Origin of the sequence: Spirillospora sp. NPDC048819, assembly GCF_040650055.1 — a bacterium.
GTDB lineage: Bacteria > Actinomycetota > Actinomycetes > Streptosporangiales > Streptosporangiaceae > Spirillospora.
The window spans coordinates 1-17910 of sequence record NZ_JBEZGN010000004.1 but is presented as its reverse complement, the minus strand read 5'-3'; the positions used below and the strand labels follow the sequence as shown (position 1 = coordinate 17910).

Sequence of the window (17910 nt, the reverse complement as noted above, 5' to 3'; positions counted from 1 at the left end):
CAAGCGGTCATGTGGGTATTCGTTGAGACGCTCAGTCGCCGCCTTCGGCACCTGCCCGTCGGTGTGGGCCTCGGCTCGTCATCGGCCGGGAGACGTCCAAGCCCGGCGCCGCGGCAGCCGGTCGAGGGTGACGGCGGCCAGGATCAGCAGGCCCTCGATCACCTGCTTGTAGGTGGGGTCCCAGCCCAGCAGGTTGAACCCGTTGGAGATGAGGGTCAGGATCGCGACCCCGACGAGGCAGCGCCACACGGCGCCCTCGCCGCCGAGGATGCTCGTCCCGCCGATGACGACCGCGGCGATCGCGGTCAGCTCCAGGAGGGTGCCGAGGCCGGCCTGCGCGGAGCCGGCGCGGGTCGTCAGGACGAGGCCGGCCGTCCCGGCGCACGCCCCGCTGATCGCGAACACGGCGACGCGGACCGGCGCGATCCTGATGCCGGACAGGCGGGCGGCCTCGGGGTTGCCGCCGACGGCGTGGACGGCGCGGCCGAACGTCGTCCTGGCGAGGAGCAGCCAGCAGGCGGCGGCGACGCCCGCCAGGATCAGCGTGGGCGCGGTGACGCCGCCGAGCACGGTCGGCAGGCTCAGGGTCTGGAACGCGTCCAGCTGGCGCGCGTGCGGGTAGACGATGGCGCCGCCGGTGATGACGACGGCGAGCCCGCGGTACACGATGCTGAGCGCCAGCGTCGCGATGAAGGAGTGCACCCGCGACAGCGCGACGACGAGGCCGGTGACGGTGCCCATCAGCGTGCCGGTCGCGATGCCCGCCGCGTATCCGGCGGGCGCCCCCGCGGACCGGGTGACCAGGACGGCCACGACCGCGCTGACGGCCAGGACGGCGCTGACCGACAGGTCGAACACGCCGCAGATGATGCACAGTGTCATGCCGCACGCCAGCAGTCCGACGACGACGGCCTGGTCGAGGACGTTGACGAGGTTGCCCGTGGTGAGGAACGTCCCGGTCGAAAGGGACAGGGCCACGACGATGCCGGCGAGGGCCACGACGATGCCGTGGTCGCGGACCGCGCCGTACCTCACCGCGGGCCCGCCGGCGTCAGGACGTCCACGCGTCTACTCGTCGTACTCGCCGGTGATTCCGGACGAGACGATCAGGTCCTTGGTGAGCACGCCGTCGTTCGGGGCGAGGGAGGACATCTCGGTCGACGCGGGAACGTTCTCGCCGCGCGCCTCGGCCAGCCCGAGCTCGGCCGCCTTCGCTCCGGCAGTGCGCACCGGCAGGTAGGGGATGCCGTACCAGCGGCCTTCGCGGACGGCGGACACCGCCTGCCGCGACGCCCCGTTCCCGACGTAGAGGATGTCCTTGCCCTTGGCCACGTTCTCCGCGCCGAAGAGGGCCTGCGACGATCCGATGACGACGTCCACGTCGGGGTGGGCCTGCAGAAGGTCCTGCATCGCCTTGCGGCCCGAGTCCCGGGTGTAGCCGCCTTCGATCTGCGCGACGACCTTCACGCCGGGCGCGTTCTCCAGGGTCTTCACGACGGCCTTCGTGCGCGCGTTGTCGAGCGGCAGCGTCTTGAGGCCCTCCAGGTAGGCGACCTGGCAGGGCTCGGCCTCGACGGTCTCGCAGGCGCCGGCGCCGAGGCGGCCGAGGCGCTCGCCGTTGCGGGTCGGGACGTCCACCAGCGAGATCGTGCCCGGCACCTGCGGCTCGGCGGTGTCGTAGCGCGTCCCGACCGGGGTGAACTGGACCACCACCGCGATGCCGTTCCGGACGGCCTCGCGCACGGCGGGGACGACGGCGGCGCCGTCGTTGGCCTGAAGGACGAACACGCCGAAGCGCTTGGAGGTGATCGCGTCCTGGAGTTGGCGGACCTGAGTCGGGGCGTCGAAATTGGAGTCGAAGAACTCCGCCTTCCCGCCTTCCTTGGCCGCCTGTTCCTTCACGCCTTCGAATGTGGCCTGCGAAAACGAGTTGGCCTTGGCGAAGCCGAAGAACGCGATGCTCTTGGCGTCGCCGCCGGCACCGCCGGATGCGCCGCCGTCGTCCGGGTCCGCGCACGACGTCAGGAGGGCGAGCGCCGCCGCGGCCAAGACCCAGTGTCCTCTCACCATTCGCCTTTTCATGCCTTTCGCCCTACTCCCACGTAGAACCATTCACCGCCGGGGCGCTCCCGGTCCTCGTCGTCGTCCGGGCGCCATTCGTTGACCACCGTGACCCCGGGTTCCAGCAGTTCGAATCCCTCGAAGAACCGGGAGATCGCCGCGTGGTCGCGGTGGATCAGCGGGGCGGTGGCGTCGTCGTAGACCTCCCTGGCCGCCGCGCCGACCTCCGGGTGGGCGTCGTCGGTCAGGTGCGTGACGATCAGGTGGCTGCCCGGCGCCATCCGTCCGGCGAAGCTCCGCACCACGCCCCACGGATCCTCGTCGTCGGTGAGGCAGTGCAGGATGGCCACGAACAGCACCGCGACCGGCCGGGAGAAGTCGATCAGCCGCAGGACCTCGGGATCCTCCAGGATCTCGCGGGGTCGGCGGACGTCCCGCTGCACGACGGTGGTGGTTGCGTCGATGGCGCGGAGCGCGCGGGCATGGGCCAGCACGACCGGGTCGTAGTCGACGTAGACGACCCGCGCGTCGGGCAGGACCCGCTTGGCCACCTCGTGCACGTTCTCCTGGGTCGGCAGGCCCGTGCCCAGGTCGAGGAACTGGGTGATGCCGTTCTCGGCGGCGAGCCGGACGGCGCGTCCGAGAAACCGGCGGTTGGCGATGCAGATGTCCCGGCTCGGGCCCAGCGCCATGATCTTCTCGGCCGCCTCGCGGTCGGCCGGATAGTTGTCCTTTCCGCCCAGGTAGTAGTCGTACATCCGGGCGGCGTTGGGCGTTTCCACGTCGGGTTCGTACGGCGTGAATTCCTCTCCTGTCACCGATGCCCCTTCGCATGGCCGACGACGCGTGCCACGCGAGCGTATTACCCACAAGATCACAAGCAAGCAACTCTTACGGGAAAGCACTGAATAAGGGGATTTACCGCACGACCCCTTTGCGGGTTTCGGTCGGGGCCGGTCAGCGTGCGCCGTCGCCGGCGCGGACTTCGGCGGAGTGGGCCCCGGCGTCCAGGAGCCTGGTGACGGCCTCGCGGACCGCGGCGCCGACGACGGCGGGGTCGTCGAGATCGAAGCCGACCCCGAGGCCGTCCTTGAGCAGGAGGAGCGTCTGGGCGGTGCGGTCCGGGTCGGGGTGGCCGTCGGCGATCAGCAGGTCGCGGAACAGGCGGCGGCACCAGTTCCGGTGCTCGTCGATGGCCCGGCGGACGGGGTGGGCGGCGTCGGGGTACTCGGCCGCCGTGTTGACGAACGGGCAGCCGCGGTAGCCGGGGTCGGCGCCGAACCGGCACATCCGCTCGAACGCGGCGACGATCACCTCGCGGGGCGACGCGGAGCCGGGCTGATCGGCGATGGCGCGCTGGAGCCGGCTCTGCTCGACGATGTAGGCGCGGACCAGGTCGTCCTTGCCCGGGAAGTGGTGGTAGAAGGTCGCTTTCGCCACACCGGCCTCGGCGATGATCCGGTCGACGCCCACCGCGTGCACGCCCTCGGCGTAGAACAGGCGCGTGGCGGCCTCGAAGACGCGGGTCCAGGCCGCACCCTGCCGGCGAGGCGCCGGCGGTCTCGTGGTCACGCCTTGACGTTACCAGACAGACCTGTCTACGCTCGGGGAGCATCCGTACAGATCTGTCTGTCTACCTATCGAAGGGCAGAACATGAGGCAGTACACGGCCATCGCCACCTCCACCGGGCGGGACGGGCGCGCCTTCAGCTCGGACGGCCGGCTGGACGTCCAGCTCGCCCTGCAGAAGGAACTCGGGGGCGACGGCGACGGCACCAACCCCGAGCAGCTGTTCGCGGCCGGCTACGCCGCCTGCTTCGCCACCTCCATGCAGCTGGTGGCGCAGAAGAAGGCGATCGACGTCTCCGGCATGTCGATCACCGCGGAAGTCGGCCTCAGCCCCAACGGCGCGGGCGGTTTCCAGCTCGATGTGACCCTGCGGGCCAAGCTGCCGGACAGCCTCTCCGCCGAGGCCGGACGCGAACTCATCAATGCCACCCACCAGGTGTGCCCCTACTCCAACGCCACCCGCGGCAACATCCCGGTCGAACTGACCATCGTGTGACAGCCGGACGGCGCGTGGACCGGGCGGTACACCGCTGACAGGCGGCCCGACCGCTCGTCATCACGACTCCGGTGCACGACTCCGGCGAACACCCGGTCCACCGCTCGACCAGCCGTGGGCCGGGTTCCGCGCGCCGCCGCCCGACGGCCGAACAATGGCCGGCCTCTGAAACGACATTCCACGAATATGACTGGCGTCGGAAATGCAGGACCGAGCTAACCGGACCCGGCATGCCATCCTCCGGGCCGCGGCGGAAAGTTTCGACGATCACGGATACCTGGGCACCAGCCTTCAGGACATTGTGAAGCGGCGCGATATCAGCAAGGGCGCGCTGTATTTCCACTTTCAGTCCAAGGAGGCCCTGGCCGTCGCCATCATCCAGGAGCAGCGCGATTCCTGGCCTCCCATGGTCGCCCGGCTCCGGGAGTTCCATCCCCGGGCGATACATCTCCTGATGGAACTGTCGTGGCAGGTCGCGCGCTTGATTTGCACGGATGTGAAGATGCGGGCGGGCATCCGGCTCATGTTCGAACGCGATGCCATCAGCCAGCCCGCGCCGTCACCGCTGACCTACTGGACCGATACCGTCGAGTCGCTGCTGAAGGATGCGCGGGACCAGGGGGATCTGCTGCCGGACGTGAACGCTCGGGAGACCGCCGAACTCCTCGTCGCGGCGTTCAGCGGCCTGCACATCGTCCTGGACCGCGGCATCGAGCGATGCGATCTTCCCCGGCGGGTGACGGCGGCATGGCGTTGCGTGCTGCCGCGTCTCGTCAACACCGGGTGCGTCACGGACATGGCCGGAATCGCCACGAGGGACCACGAGGCCTAATGGCCGCTATCGGCAACACGGCCGTCCCCCAGTCGCCCACCGCGGCGACGGCCGGCCCGGTTCCCGATACGGATAGTGGCCGCGGCCTTCGCTGAGTCATTTCGCCGGTTGCGCGACTGACTCACAGTCACCGCTGATCAACGATGAATGTTCATTTTAAATGTCAACGGCCTTCGTCCAGGATACTCCAAGATCAGGTTAACAGAGCCGTGTACCGCTCGGCAAGTCAGACTTGACTTACAATGTTGCCGGAAACTGACCCCCCGGTATTCTTTACCAGGGCGAGAAAGCCATGCCCGGGGGCCGGACGAAGAAGGTACCGGGCAGCCCTTCGAATCGTGGACCGTGCCAGACGTTGATGATCCAGGGGGTAATTGCGATGGCCACGCACCACAGCCCACCCTCGAGACTCACTTCCGACCCGCCGCCGCGCCACGTGGCCGGCAAGGTGAGTCACGTGGCGATCGAACTGCTGCGGCCGGCGGACACGCCGCGGCTCACCGGCGAGGACGAGGACCACATTCGCAAGCTCGCCGAAGCCGAGACCGACCTTCCGCCGATACTCGTGCACCGGCGCACCATGCGGGTCATCGACGGGACGCATCGCCTCGGGGCGGCGATGCTGCGGAACCAGACCGAGATCAAAGTGATCTTCTTCGACGGAAGCGAGGACGAGGCCTTCGTCCGCGCGGTCAAGGAGAACGTGTCGCACGGCCTGCCGCTCTCGCTCGCCGAACGCAGGTCGGCGGCCGCCCGGATCATCCGATCCCGCCCAGAGTCCTCCGATCGGGCGATCGGCAGATGGACGGGGCTCTCGCCCAAGACGGTCAGGACCCTGCGACGGCGCTCAAATGGGGAACAGCCCCAGTCGAACGTCAGGATCGGTGCCGACAACCGGGTCCGTCCGCTGAACGGCACCGACGGGCGGCGTCGCGCCGCCGATGTGATCATGGCGCAGCCGGACGCGTCGCTTCGGGAGATCGCCAGAACCGCCGCGATCTCCGTGGGCACCGCACACGACGTGCGCAAGCGGATGCACCGAGGCGAGGATCCGGTCCTCACCGGTGGAAGGGCCGCAAAGAGCAAGCCGCGGGTCGCGTCTCCTTCCGGCCGGGCCCGGGAATCGCGTGGTGAGACTGCGAGACGCCCGGGAGGCGCCTTCGGCGCGGGCGAGCCGCAGCATGCGGTGCTGTTGCGCAAGCTGAAGAAGGACCCGTCCTTGCGCCACAGCGATGTGGGACGCGAGCTGCTTCGCTGGCTGCACGGACGAGCCGTTTTCACCGGTGACTGGTCCGGCCTGGTCAGCGCCATTCCCAGCCATTGCGCGGGCATGGTCGCCGAGCTGGCCAGAGCCTGCGCGACGACGTGGAACGAGTTGGCGCTGGAGCTCGAGAACCGCGCCGGGGGCGTCTACCCCGCGGATGAGGTGATCGCACGGCCGGCCGGCACCGCGGACGGCCTGTGACGGCGGATTGCGCCGCCCCGCACGGCCGGGGCGGCGCAGTCGCGTTCCGGCTTCCCGCCGGGCGCGGACGAAGTCCCGGCGTTCAGCCGACCGTTGAGTAGATGCTGAGAGACGGTTCGTCCGTCAGCATCAGCGGGTCGTGCGTCAGGATCGCCCGTTCGTACCTGGCCAATGCCGGGGAGGGTTCTATGCCCAATTGCTCGGCAAGACGCCGCCGGAACCGCCGATAGACCTCCAGCGCGTCGGTCTGGCGTCCCGAGCGATACAGCGCGATCATCGAGAGCAGGCAGAACTGTTCCTGCATCGGATTCTGTGTGCACACCTCCGACAGCTCGGGAATTATTCTCATATGCCCCCCGAATTTCAATTCGATCTCATAGAGCAGGCAGAGCGCCGCGTTCCGCGCCTCGTTGAGCTTGTTGACCGCCGTCTGGCACATCGGACCGCCGGTCAGGCCCCCGAGCGCGGGGCCGCGCCAGAGACCGAGCGCCGTTCGCAGACGTGCGATGTCCGCCTGAGACGCGGCTTCGCTCTTGTCCTCCGGCATTCTGCCGCGAACGGCGTCGACCGTGTCGAGGAAGATCCAGGCGTCGAGTTCGGCCCGGTCCACCTCGAAGAGGTATCCGGCGGCGCGCGTGGTCAGGCGCGGCTCGGCGCGGCCGGGCTCGAGCTGCGCCAGCCGGCGCCGCAGCCGGCTGATCTGCGCCTGGAGCGCGTTCTCCGCCTTCACCGGGGGCGTGGTGCCCCAGAGCTCCTCCATCAGCGAGTCGACGGTGACCACCGACCCGCCGCAGACCAGTAACGACGAGAGCAGCGTCTGCTGCATGACCCCGCCGATCCTGAAAACGCCGTTGTTCCGGGACACTTCCACGGCACCGAGTACGGAAAAGGCTAGCAACATTCCCCCTGTTGGCCAGGTAATTCCCCGTTTCTGATGTCAGGCTAACATCAGGCCGACATGATCGTCCATGTTCAAGAATTAAGGAGATGGACACTTACCATCAGTTCTCCAACACTCACTGGAAGTGTCATATAAATGGCGGCCGAATTGGCGACCGAAGGAGGCGGGTCAGCCCTTTGTGGCTCGCCCCTGGGCGCGCGAGAATGCCCGGCGACGACGGGTGTCGTCACCGGGCATTCGAGGCCGGACCGTGACGGGCCGCGCCGTGACGGGGGCCGCGCCGGCCCCCGTCACCGAGCGGGGTCAGGAGGGACGTGTCCCCGGCCGGCCGCGCAGGATGCCCGCGCCGGCCAGCAGCGTGATCGCCACGGAGAGGCAGGTGATCGTCCACAGGCCCGCCCGATAGCCGCCGAGTCCCTGGTCGGTGTACGTGGCCAGCAATGTGGCGGTCACGGCGAGCACGATCCCGGCCCCGATCTGGCTGGAGGCGTTGAACAGACCCGACGCCAGTCCCTGCTCGTCCTCCCTGGCATGTCCGACGGCCGCGATGTTGAGCGCCGGGTAGGCGGCCGCGAACCCGATGCCGCCGAGCAGCTGCTGCATGAGGAGGACGACGAGCGGACTGGTGTGGCCGATGAGAACGGCCCAGGCCAGGTAGCCCGCGGTCAGCATCAGCAGGCCCACCGTGGCGACCGGCCACGCTCCGTACTTCGTCACGGCGGCGGCCCCGAACCGGGCGGTGACTCCCGTGAGCGCCGCGCCGAGGAGGAACGCCAGCCCGGCCTCGATCGGCGACCAGCCGAGCGTGTTCTGGTAGTAGAGCGTCAGGACGAACTGGAAGCTGACATAGGCGCCGAACATGAGAATGCAGATGTTGGCGCGGGTGAGCTGGGGCCGGGTGAAGATGGCGAACGGGACAAGGGGACTCTCGTGCGACCGCTCCACCAGGATGAACGCGGCGAGCAGCAGGGCCGCGGCCACGAGCGTGCCGACGATGACGGCATCGCCCCAGCCCACCTCCGCGGCCCGGCTGACCCCGTAGACGAGCGCGATCGCGCTCCCCGTCACCAGGACCGCGCCCAGGACGTCGAGTCGCTGCCGGCCTCGTTCCTCGCGGCCCGGGTCGCGCGGCACCGCCACCAGTGCCAGGACGACCACGATCGCGCCGGCGGCGGCGGGGAGGAACATCACGAGCCTCCAGGTGACCTCCGCGAGAAGGCCGCCGATCACGAGCCCGATCGAGTAGCCGACCGTGGTGATGGCGAGGAAGGTGCCGAGGGCGCGGTTGCGCGACTGCTCGTCGCGGAACGCATCGAGCAGGATGGCCATCGCGACCGGGGCCGTGAACCCCGCGCTGATGCCCTTGAGCAGGCGTGCGACCACGAGGACGAAGCTCCCGTCGGTCAGCCCGCCGACCAGGCTGGCCACCACGAAGACCGCCAGCCAGCCGACCAGCAGCTTCTTGCGGCCGAACAGGTCGGCCAGCCGGCCGCCCAGCAGCAGGACGCTTCCGAAGCCCAGCGTGTAGGCGCTCACCACCCATTGCAGCGCGTCCGGTGACATGCGCAGGTCGGCCTGGATCTGCGGCAGCGCCGGGCCCATGCTCGCGATGTCCATGGCATCGAGGAACTGCACCGCGCAGACGACGAAGAGCAGCAGGGCCGCGTTCCTGACCCGTCCCGTGCCCGCGGAGGCGCCGAGACCGGTCTTGACGGGGTCCGGCCCGGCCGCGGGCGGAGAAGACGCTTCGGTCATGATCACGCTCCGACTCGGGGGTTCGCGAATGTGGACCAGTCAGTCCCGGACCGACCAGTCCCGGACTGATTGGTCCAGCTATATCGCAGCGACCTACCGGCGGTCAAACGTTCTCGTGCAACAATGGGCGTGTCCGCCGACCGAAGAGAGGAGCACCCGGGGTGGCACGACGACCGGCGCCCGGCACCAGGGACCGGATCCTGCGGGTGGCGTCCGGCCTTTTCCAGAGGCATGGCGTCAGGGCCATCGGGCTGCAACAGGTCATCGACGAGACGGGCCTCGGGAAGAGCCTTCTCTACCGGGAGTTCTCCAGCAAGGACGAGCTCGTCGGCGCCTGGCTTCGGGCGAGCGACGCCGCGTGGTGGACGAAGGTCGAGGCCGAACTGCGCCGGCACGACGGCGATCCCGCGCGGCAGATGCTCGCCATCGTCGAGTTGACCCTGGAGATCGCCCGGTCCCCCGACTTCCACGGATGCGTCTTCTACAACACCGCCAGCGAGTTCCGTGACGCGGAGCATCCCGGCCGGCGCGAGGCGCGGGCGCATCTGGAACGCATGAGGGAACGGCTCCGCTCGCTCGCACGTGCCGCCGGGGCCGAGGCGCCGGAGGAACTCGCGGACGCGCTCATGCTGCTGATGGGCGGCGTCTACGTCAGCACGTCCGTCCTCGGTCCCACCGGCCCGGCCGCCGCCGCGCTCGCCAGCGCGAGAACACTCATCGAGGCGCACTGTCAGGCTCCGGCCGGCGATTCCCGTCTCCCCCGCTGACGAGCGATCCGGGCCCGCCGGGACGCGGCCGCACCCGGGGGCCGATTCGCGTGGCTCAGACAGGGCCGCCGTTCTCCCCGTCTCCCGGGTCGCGGCCGGACGGCCCCCGGCCCCGGTCGAACGACCGGTACTCCACCTTGATCCGCCCGTCGGCGTCGAGCACCAGGACGCCGTGGCCCGCGACCGCCGTCCCAGCGGGTGCGCCCCGCGTCGTCACCCAGTCGAGCCTGATGATGTCGTAGCGGCCGTCCGCGGTGTACAGCGACCGGCGCTCCGCCGCGACCGGCCCGCTCGGTCCCCGGAGACCGGCCATCCGCTCGACGATGGCGGCATGACCGCAGACCGGGTCCAGCGGATGGCAGGCGAGGACCGCGTCCGGCGCGTAGATCGCCACGACCCCCCGCCGCCGCAACGAGGCATCGGGCTCGTTCCAGATCGCCATATGCCGAGCCACCAGCTCACTGGACTCGAACCGCATATCCCCTCCGGCGAGGACTGAACATCTCCTCCGGCCCGCCGCCGGATCCGTCACCCGGTGCGAACCACCGGGGATGAAAAGTGTTCACTTGAAATGTCGGTCATCGGTCCGAGTCAAGCATCGAGTCGTTGATGATCTGCTGACAGGCACCTGACGCAGGACATCAGTTACGTATCAGCGGGCATGCGGGAACATTGAGGTTCAGACTGCCTTCCGACCGCGACCACCGGAGGACCAGGCGATGCCGACCGCAGTTCGAGATGACCTGCACACCAAGGGATACTCGCTGGTACGTGGCGTTGACCTGCCGATCGACGAACCCATGCGGCGGCATGCAGGCGCGCTCGCCGCAACCTGGGAGAACCTCGTCACCGACCCGTATCTGAAGGACGGCGCCCGCTTCCGGGAACGCCGCTACGACCGCTTCTACTACCTTCCCAGGGACCATCGGATCCAGCTGCGACCGCACCAGGCGTACTTCCAGTCCACGGACGCGAACGAATACGCCGGCGGTATCGCGCGCGAGATCGCGCCGTTGACCGCAGCCGTCCTGAACAACCCGCTCCTCGAATTCCTCATCGAATTCAACTTCGCCCGATTCCCGGTGACACCGGACCGGGTCGGCCTGCCCTGGGATGTTCAGTGTCACCAGTTCCGCATCCTCGGCGTCCCGTCCGAGGTCGGTGAACCGACTCCGGAGGGCCCGCACCGCGACGAGGTCGACTTCGGCGCGATACACCTGATGTCGCGGACGAACGCGGAAGGCGGGCGCTCACAGGCGTACCGCGACCCGACACGGCTCCTGGACGAGTTCTGCCTCATCGAACCGATGGACACGATGTACTGGGCGGACCAGAAGGTCCTCCACGCGGTGACGCCCATCACTCCCCTGTACCCGGGCCTGCCGGCGATCAGGGATGTACTGATCCTCGGCTACAAATGCTCACCGGGGCTGCGGGAGGGAGACTGAGCACCGCCGGCCACCCGGCCCCGCGCCCCGCGCACTCTGAACGGTCCGGCTCAGCCGGCCGGTTCGCCGACGGCCGCGTCGGCGCGAGCAAGGACCAGGCGGGCCATTTCCGGCGTGCCGCCGAGGGGTGCCGAAGCCGCCACGGCGCCGGCCCCGAACCCGGCTATGCGCGCCCGGTCGTGCAGCACCCCGGGGGCGAGGAAGTACGACGCGAGGGCGATTCGCCGCCGCCTCCCCGCCGACCGGCGCAGGGCCGAGACCGCCGCCGAGACGGTCGGCGCCGACGCCGTGTACCCGGCCGTGCAGGGGACTCCGAGGCGGTCACCGAGCGCGGCGGCCGCCGTCGCCACCGACGACCGGGCGGCCTCGAACCGGCTGCCGGCCGCGGCGAGCACGATCGCGTCGTACGGCACGGCCATCTCGGTGAGACGACGGCACAGCGCCGCGAGCAGATGGTCGTCCACCGGGCCGGCCGACCGTGGACCGAGAACCGGGGCGCGGTGCACCAGCGGCGCCGTCCCGGCGGCCCTGAGCTCGGCGAGCGCGGCCGTGATGTCGACCCGGTCGTGGTAGGCCTCGGTAAGCAGCAGCGGCGCAAGGACCGCGGACCCGTGCCCGGCGGCGGACACCGCGCGGAGGCCGGCGCCGAGCGCCGGCGCGTTGTGGCCCAGATAGGTCAGCCGGACGTCGGAATGCGGCCGCAGCGCCGCGACCTCCCGCGCGAGCGCACCGGTCGCGGCCTTACCGCGCGGATCGCGGCTCCCGTGCGCCACCAGGACGAGGGGAATCATCCGCCGGTGTGCAGCCCGCACTCGGTCTTGTCGAACATGGGCCACCTACCGGAGCGGGAGTCCCCGACCCGCTCCGCCGGCGAGGTGCACGGCCGGCAGCCGATCGACGCGTACCCCCGGTGGACCAGCTCGTTGACCGGCACGTCGTGGCGCGCGATGTACTCCGCCACGTCGACCCGCGTCCACTGGGCCAGCGGGTTCACCTTGACCTTGTCGCGGGCGGCCTCGAAATGCACCACCGGTGTGCCGGCACGGGCGGGCGACTCGTCCCGGCGCAGGCCCGCGGCCCAGGCGTCGTAGTCCGCGAGCGCGCCCGCCAGCGGCATGACCTTGCGCAGCGAGCAGCACAGGTCCGGATCGCGCGCGTACAGCTCGGGGCCGTGCTCGCGGTCCTGCTCGATCATCGTCTGTTCCGCGCGAATCGACCGCACGCGGACCGGCATCGTGGCCTCGACCCGGGCACGCACCGCCAGCGTCTCGGGGAAGTGCAGCTCGGTGTCGAGGAACACGACGTCCACGTCCGGGACGACGCGGGAGGCGAGGTGCACCAGCACCGCGTCGGCGAAGGAACTGGTCACGCAGAACCGCCGGCCGAAGGTCTCCGCGGCCCACTCCACGACGGCCTCGGCGGCCGCCCCTTCGAGGTCGTGTCCCGCCTCGGCGGCGAGTTCGGCCAGTTCGGCCGGTGTCCGCGCCCACGTCATCTCAGCTCCTCCTCATCTGCTCGCAGCACCCACCGCGCGAACGACTCGTTCTCACCTTCGCGGCCCGCACGGTAGCGCCGGGTCAAGCGCTCAACGTAGCCGGGCAGTTCGTCCGCCGTGATCTTCAATCCGCGCAACTTCCTTCCGAACGTTCCGGTCTCGTCGTCGGCGAGCGCCAGCCCGCCGCCGAGATGAACCTGGAATCCCTCCACGCCCCGGCCGTTCGAATCGGTCACTATCAGCCCCTTGAGCCCGATATCGGCCACCTGGGTGCGGGCGCAGGCGTTGGGACAGCCGTTGACGTTGATGCTCAGCCCCGCCGCCTCGTCGCCGAGCCGCCACTCCAGTTCCGCCACCAGGGCCGCGGCGCGCTCCTTGGTCTCGACGATCGCCAGCTTGCAGTACTCGATGCCGGTGCAGGCCATCGTGTTGCGCCGCCACGGCGACGGGTTCGCCGCCAGGTCGATTTTCTGCAGGTCCCGCACCAGCGGCTCCGGATCCGCGACGTCCAGCACCAGCAGCTTCTGGTACGGGGTGAGCCGGATCCGGCCGGAGCCGTGGGCCTCGGCGATGTCGGCGAGGGCGGCCAGCCGGGAGCCGGAGAGCCTCCCCACGACGGGTGCGGCGCCCACGTAGTGGCGCCCGTCCTTCTGCCGGTGGACGCCGATGTGGTCGATGGGCGCTGCCGGCAGTTCGAGCGCCGGTCCGTCGATGAGCGGACGGTAGAGGTACTCCTCCTCCAGCACGGCGCGGAAGCGTTCGACGCCCCAGTCGGCCACCAGGAACTTCAGGCGCGCGCGGCTGCGCAGCCGACGGTAGCCGTAGTCGCGGAAGAGCCTGGTCGTGGCGACCCACACGTCCGGGACCTCGGCGGCCGGCACCCAGGCGCCCACGCGCTGGGCGAGCATCGGCGAGGTGGACAGGCCGCCGCCGACCCACAGGTCGAAGCCCGGGCCGTGCTCGGGATGGACGGCCCCCATGAACGCGACGTCGTTGGCCTCGTACGGCACATCGGGAAGCCAGGCGACGGCCGTCTTGAACTTGCGCGGCAGGTTGGACAGGGAGGGGTCGCCGACGAATCGGGCGGCGATCTCCCTGATCGCAGGGGTCGCATCGATGATCTCGTCCGCCGAGACGCCGGCGACGGGACTCCCGACGATCACCCTCGGGCAGTCGCCGCAGGCCTCCGTCGTGGCCAGCCCGACCGCCTCCAGGCGGCGCCAGATCTCCGGCATGTCCTCGATGCGCACCCAGTGGAGCTGGATGTTCTGCCGGTCGGTGATGTCGGCGGTGCCGCGCGCGAAGCGGGTCGAGATGCCCGCAATGGTGCGGAGCTGCGCGAGGTCGAGCTGGCCGCCGTCGACGCGAACACGGAGCATGAAGAACTCGTCGTCGAGCTCTTCGGGCTCCAGCGTCGCGGTCCGGCCGCCGTCAATGCCGGGTCTGCGCTGGGTGTAGAGCCCCCACCAGCGGAAACGGCCCCGAAGGTCGGTCGGGTCGATGCTGGCGAAGCCTCCGCGCGCATAGACCTGTTCGATCCGCTCGCGTACCCGGAGCGGGTCCTCCTCCTGCTTGAACTCCTCATTGGGGTTGAGCGGCGCGAGCTGTCCGCGGGCCCACTGCCCTTCGCTGCGGCCGGTCCGCCGCCCGGTCGCCGCCGGGCGCACCGTTCCACTCGTCATCTCGGTGACCTCCTCATGAGGGCCGCCCGGCCGACGCCGCGGCCGCCCGGATGACCTCGACGGAGCGATCCACGTCCTCCTCGGTGGTCTGCCACGAGACCACCGAGACCCGCATGGCCGCCTTGCCGTACCAGTTCGTCCCGCCGAACCAGCAGACACCGCTGGCCTGCACCCGGGCGATCACGTCCCTGGTGGCCGCGTCGTCATCGGCGAAGCGCACCATCACCTGATTGAGGACGACCTCGTTGAGCAGCTCGGCGCCCGGTATCGCCGCGATCAGCCGGGCGAACCGCCGGGTCAGCGCGCAGCACCGCTCGACCAGGTCCGCCACGCCCTCGCGGCCGAGGGTCCGGAGCGCGGCCCAGACCGGCAGGCTGCGGGCCCGGCGCGAGAAGTCCGGTACCCACTCGATGGCGTCGCGCTCACCCGGCGTCCCGGCGGGCAGGTAACCGGCGCGCTCGTTGAGCATCGCGGCCCGATGCGCGTCGGCGTGCGCGACCAGCACGATGCCGCAGTCGTACGGCACATTGAGCCATTTGTGGGCATCGGTCGCCCAAGAATCCGCCTTCTCCACGCCCGAGAGCAGCTCGCGGAGCGACGGGCTCGCCGCCGCCCACAACCCGAACGCGCCGTCGACATGAACCCATGCGTCGTGCTGATGCGCGACGTCGCAGATCTCGCCGACCGGGTCGATGGCTCCGGAATTGACGTCCCCGGCCTGGGTGCAGACGATCGTGGGGCCCTCGTGGCCGGCCATCATCTCCTCGAGCGCGTCGACGTTCATCCGGCCACGGCCGTCGACGCTGACCAGATGCGTCCCGCCCGATCCGAACCCCAGGTAGCGCAGCGCCAGATCGATCGTCATGTGCCGTTGCGCTCCGGCGATGATCCGTACCGGCGGCGCGTCCCGCAGGCCGTCGCGCTCGACGTCCCAGCCCACCCCGGCGAGCAGGCGGTGCCGCGCCGCCGCGAGGGCGGTCAGGTGAGCCATCGTGCAACCGGTGGGGAAGCCCACGGACGTGTCCGGGGGCAGCCCGAAGAGCTCGACCAGCCATCGCCCCGCGACGTGCTCGGCGACCGAGATGGCGGGCGCGAGGTCGTACAGGCTGGCGGTCTGGTCCCAGGCGGCGACGAGCCAGTCCGCGGCGATCGCGACGGGCAGCGTCCCGCCGGTGACGTACCCGAAGAAGCGGGGCCCGGAGGCCGCGGGCACGCCGCCCTCGGCCACGGCCCGTCCGAGCAGTTCGACGGTGCCGGCCGCCGGGCTCGGGCGGGCGGGCATCGGGCCGTCGAAGAGTTTCAGGAGCCGGTCCGAATCCGCGGTGGCGCCCACCGGCCGTTCCCGCAGGGTCGTCAGATAATCAATGGCCTGTCTATAGGCGAGATTCAACGGTGCTTTATATGCATCCGCATTGGTCATGGCATGAAGCTAGCTCAGCGCCGCTGACAACAGGCTGACCGCGCATTGCCGGGCGTCAGTCCATTGTCAGCGGGGGCTGGTCAAAATGTTCTGGCACCCATCTGAGCCGAAGGCTCAAAAGATCGCTCCACGAGAGGGCGTAGCGGTATGAGACTGCCGAGACTTCGACCACAAAGACCGGTAATACGCTGGATCTCCGTGCTGTCCGCGGTGGCGCTGGCCGCCGCCACTTTCACCGCGGCGAGTCCCATGGCCGACGCCGTCGCCGAGTCCACCACCTCGGTCACCGGCTCGGACGGCGTCACCTACACGGCGACGAACCATCTCGTCCGGGAAGGCCGCGGCAGGGGCCGCGAATGGCTGCTCACCTGGGCGGGTTCGGCGGACCCGACCAAGCCCGACTTCATGGCCGTCATCGACGCCACCCGAGAGTCTCGGTCGTACGGCAAGGTCGTCAACACCGTCACGATGGGGCCGGGCCTCGGCAATGAGGCGCACCACATGCAGTACGTCTGGCACAAGGGCGACCGGATCTACGCCGGCGGCCTGTTCTCGGACACGGTGTTCGTCCTCGACGCCCGCGCGCTTCCCGAGCTGAAGCTCGTCGGCGTCGCCGCTCCCGGAGACACCCCGTGCGGCACGGCGCCCGATGCCTTCCAGGTGCTGCGGGACGGCACCGCCTACGGCACCTTCCTCGGCTCCGGCCCCGTGCCCGGCCCGTGCACCTACACCAACGGCGAGGTGCGGGTCGGCAACGGGGCCACCGGCTCGCCCGGAGAAATCGTCCGGTTCGACGAGAACGGCAAGGTCCTGGCGGAGATCCCCGCGGCCACCGCGGAGGGCGAGGACCCCGAGCAGTGCGCCAATGAGCCCGCGCTGGAGAAGGCGACCTGCGCGAACCCGCACGGCATCATGGTAAACGAGGAACGCAACATCATGGTGGCCAGTGACTTCCTGGAGGGGAGGCACTGGGGGTCCCCGGACGTGGCCCTGCGGGAGGACCTGACACGCCAGACCGTACGTGTCTGGGACATCGAGAACCGCAATAACCCGAAGCTGCTGTCGGTCTCCAAGGTGCACGACGGCCCCCGGGCGCAGTTGGAGAACGACCCGATCTGGGCCGAGTCCCGCGTGATCATGGAACCGGCGCTGCCCCACAAGCGCCACCACAAGGGCGCCTTCGTGTCGTCGATGACCGGCGGCTCCGTCTTCTACACTCCGGACATCACGGCGAAGAAGCCGAGGTGGCGGGAGGTCTTCGACGACACGACCGCCTATCGCAAGGCAGGCGCCGATGATCTGACCGGCGGCGGGGACAACGGCAGCTGGCTGATGGTCAGCCCGGACGACCGCTTCCTGTTCCACACGGTCATGGGATATCCGAAGGCCTACGGCAAGCCGCTGGACAAGACCCGCGGCATGCTCTACGTCCTCGACATCCGGAAGCTGCTGGCCGCCGGCGACGATCCCCGGTGCGAGGTCGACAGGCTCTCCGAGGTCTACTCCGGCGGGATCGAGCGGGACTGTCCCGCCGTGGTGGGCGTCCAGATGATCCGGGACACCACCGACGGCGGCACGCACTGGGGCGCGATGGACAACTTCCGCCGCGACCCCCGCGGCTTCTACCGCGAGACCGAGCACATCCGCCGGATCGCGACGGCCAACTACTTCATCGCCGGGGCGTTCGGCGGCGACGGCAACCACAAGGTGTGCATGCACGACCTGAGCCGGTGGGGCGGCGTGAGGCTCGACAGCCGGTTCCGCGACGAGAACACCGGCCGTCCGTGCGTGGAGTTCAACCGCCGGTCCTGGCCGCACGGCGACTTCGGTGACGCCCGTCCGCACGGCGTCCTGTTCGCGGTCAGCGACAGAGTTCTGCGATGACCGCATCGCCTGCCGCCGCCGTGCTCGTGCGGGCCCCGGCCTTGGCCGTCACGGTGACGTCCGCATCCACGGGAATGCGCGTGCTCTTCACCTCTGAGCTCGGGACCCCCATTCCGAGGGCACCCCCTGGAATCG

At 69.9% G+C, this 17910-nt stretch carries 17 protein-coding genes; 6 read left to right on the top strand and 11 right to left on the bottom strand.

Annotation, left to right across the window (positions count from 1 at the left end; translation table 11 throughout):
- Window positions 1–78: 78 nt before the first annotated feature.
- The 4 genes from AB0C35_RS07970 to AB0C35_RS07955 form a co-directional block, all read right to left on the bottom strand.
- Window positions 79–1035 (bottom strand): ABC transporter permease, encoded by a 957-nt coding sequence (locus AB0C35_RS07970; RefSeq protein ID WP_358451880.1) that lies wholly within the window; start codon window positions 1033–1035, stop codon window positions 79–81.
- A gap of 33 nt (window positions 1036–1068) precedes the next feature.
- Complete coding sequence (locus AB0C35_RS07965) at window positions 1069–2070, bottom strand: sugar ABC transporter substrate-binding protein (RefSeq protein ID WP_358451878.1); 1002 nt, start codon at window positions 2068–2070, stop codon at window positions 1069–1071.
- Window positions 2071–2078: 8 nt separating this feature from the next.
- Window positions 2079–2879 (bottom strand): SAM-dependent methyltransferase, encoded by an 801-nt coding sequence (locus AB0C35_RS07960; RefSeq protein WP_358451876.1) that lies wholly within the window; start codon window positions 2877–2879, stop codon window positions 2079–2081.
- 139 nt (window positions 2880–3018) lie between these two features.
- Window positions 3019–3633, bottom strand: a complete 615-nt coding sequence (locus AB0C35_RS07955; protein ID WP_358451874.1) for a TetR/AcrR family transcriptional regulator — start codon at window positions 3631–3633, stop codon at window positions 3019–3021.
- An 82-nt stretch (window positions 3634–3715) separates the two neighbouring features.
- On the opposite strand from AB0C35_RS07955, the gene AB0C35_RS07950 reads away from it, so the two are divergent.
- From AB0C35_RS07950 to AB0C35_RS07940, 3 genes are all read left to right on the top strand, one after another.
- The gene (locus AB0C35_RS07950) at window positions 3716–4126 is read left to right on the top strand and encodes an organic hydroperoxide resistance protein (protein WP_358451872.1); all 411 of its coding nucleotides are present in this window, start codon (window positions 3716–3718) and stop codon (window positions 4124–4126) included.
- A gap of 202 nt (window positions 4127–4328) precedes the next feature.
- Window positions 4329–4958, top strand: coding sequence for a ScbR family autoregulator-binding transcription factor (locus AB0C35_RS07945; RefSeq protein ID WP_358451870.1), 630 nt, complete (start codon window positions 4329–4331; stop codon window positions 4956–4958).
- Between the two features lie 457 nt (window positions 4959–5415).
- On the top strand, window positions 5416–6423 hold the full coding sequence (locus AB0C35_RS07940) for a ParB N-terminal domain-containing protein (protein WP_358451868.1): 1008 nt from the start codon (window positions 5416–5418) through the stop codon (window positions 6421–6423).
- An 82-nt stretch (window positions 6424–6505) separates the two neighbouring features.
- Here the strand turns inward: AB0C35_RS07940 and AB0C35_RS07935 are convergent, their stop codons facing one another.
- Together AB0C35_RS07935 and AB0C35_RS07930 are read right to left on the bottom strand one after the other, a co-directional pair.
- A complete protein-coding gene (locus AB0C35_RS07935; protein WP_358451866.1) occupies window positions 6506–7249 on the bottom strand; it encodes an AfsR/SARP family transcriptional regulator in 744 nt (247 codons plus the stop codon).
- A gap of 378 nt (window positions 7250–7627) precedes the next feature.
- The gene (locus AB0C35_RS07930; protein WP_358451864.1) at window positions 7628–9079 is read right to left on the bottom strand and encodes an MFS transporter; all 1452 of its coding nucleotides are present in this window, start codon (window positions 9077–9079) and stop codon (window positions 7628–7630) included.
- 161 nt (window positions 9080–9240) lie between these two features.
- Here AB0C35_RS07930 and AB0C35_RS07925 point away from each other — a divergent pair, with 161 nt between their 5' ends.
- Entirely contained in the window at window positions 9241–9846 is a 606-nt protein-coding gene (locus AB0C35_RS07925) for a TetR/AcrR family transcriptional regulator (RefSeq protein WP_358451862.1), read from the top strand.
- A gap of 55 nt (window positions 9847–9901) precedes the next feature.
- Here AB0C35_RS07925 and AB0C35_RS07920 read toward each other — a convergent pair whose 3' ends face one another.
- A complete protein-coding gene (locus tag AB0C35_RS07920) occupies window positions 9902–10324 on the bottom strand; it encodes a nuclear transport factor 2 family protein (protein ID WP_358451860.1) in 423 nt (140 codons plus the stop codon).
- 241 nt (window positions 10325–10565) lie between these two features.
- Between AB0C35_RS07920 and AB0C35_RS07915 the strand changes: the two genes are divergently transcribed.
- A complete protein-coding gene (locus AB0C35_RS07915) occupies window positions 10566–11294 on the top strand; it encodes a 2OG-Fe dioxygenase family protein (protein WP_358451859.1) in 729 nt (242 codons plus the stop codon).
- A 50-nt stretch (window positions 11295–11344) separates the two neighbouring features.
- Here AB0C35_RS07915 and AB0C35_RS07910 read toward each other — a convergent pair whose 3' ends face one another.
- From AB0C35_RS07910 to AB0C35_RS07895, 4 genes are read right to left on the bottom strand one after another with little or no spacing between them, the layout of a single operon-like run.
- On the bottom strand, window positions 11345–12085 hold the full coding sequence (locus AB0C35_RS07910) for a CbiX/SirB N-terminal domain-containing protein (protein WP_358451857.1): 741 nt from the start codon (window positions 12083–12085) through the stop codon (window positions 11345–11347).
- Window positions 12082–12789 (bottom strand): phosphoadenylyl-sulfate reductase, encoded by a 708-nt coding sequence (locus AB0C35_RS07905; RefSeq protein ID WP_358451855.1) that lies wholly within the window; start codon window positions 12787–12789, stop codon window positions 12082–12084. Before AB0C35_RS07905 ends, AB0C35_RS07910 begins: the two co-directional genes overlap by 4 nt.
- On the bottom strand, window positions 12786–14471 hold the full coding sequence (locus tag AB0C35_RS07900; protein ID WP_358451853.1) for a nitrite/sulfite reductase: 1686 nt from the start codon (window positions 14469–14471) through the stop codon (window positions 12786–12788). The genes AB0C35_RS07905 and AB0C35_RS07900 overlap by 4 nt, the downstream gene beginning before the upstream one ends.
- A gap of 13 nt (window positions 14472–14484) precedes the next feature.
- Window positions 14485–15861, bottom strand: coding sequence for an aminotransferase class V-fold PLP-dependent enzyme (locus AB0C35_RS07895; protein WP_358451851.1), 1377 nt, complete (start codon window positions 15859–15861; stop codon window positions 14485–14487).
- Window positions 15862–16089: 228 nt separating this feature from the next.
- On the opposite strand from AB0C35_RS07895, the gene AB0C35_RS07890 reads away from it, so the two are divergent.
- Window positions 16090–17775: a hypothetical protein gene (locus AB0C35_RS07890; protein ID WP_358451849.1), complete on the top strand. Its 1686-nt coding sequence runs from the start codon at window positions 16090–16092 to the stop codon at window positions 17773–17775.
- Window positions 17776–17910 lie beyond the last annotated feature (135 nt).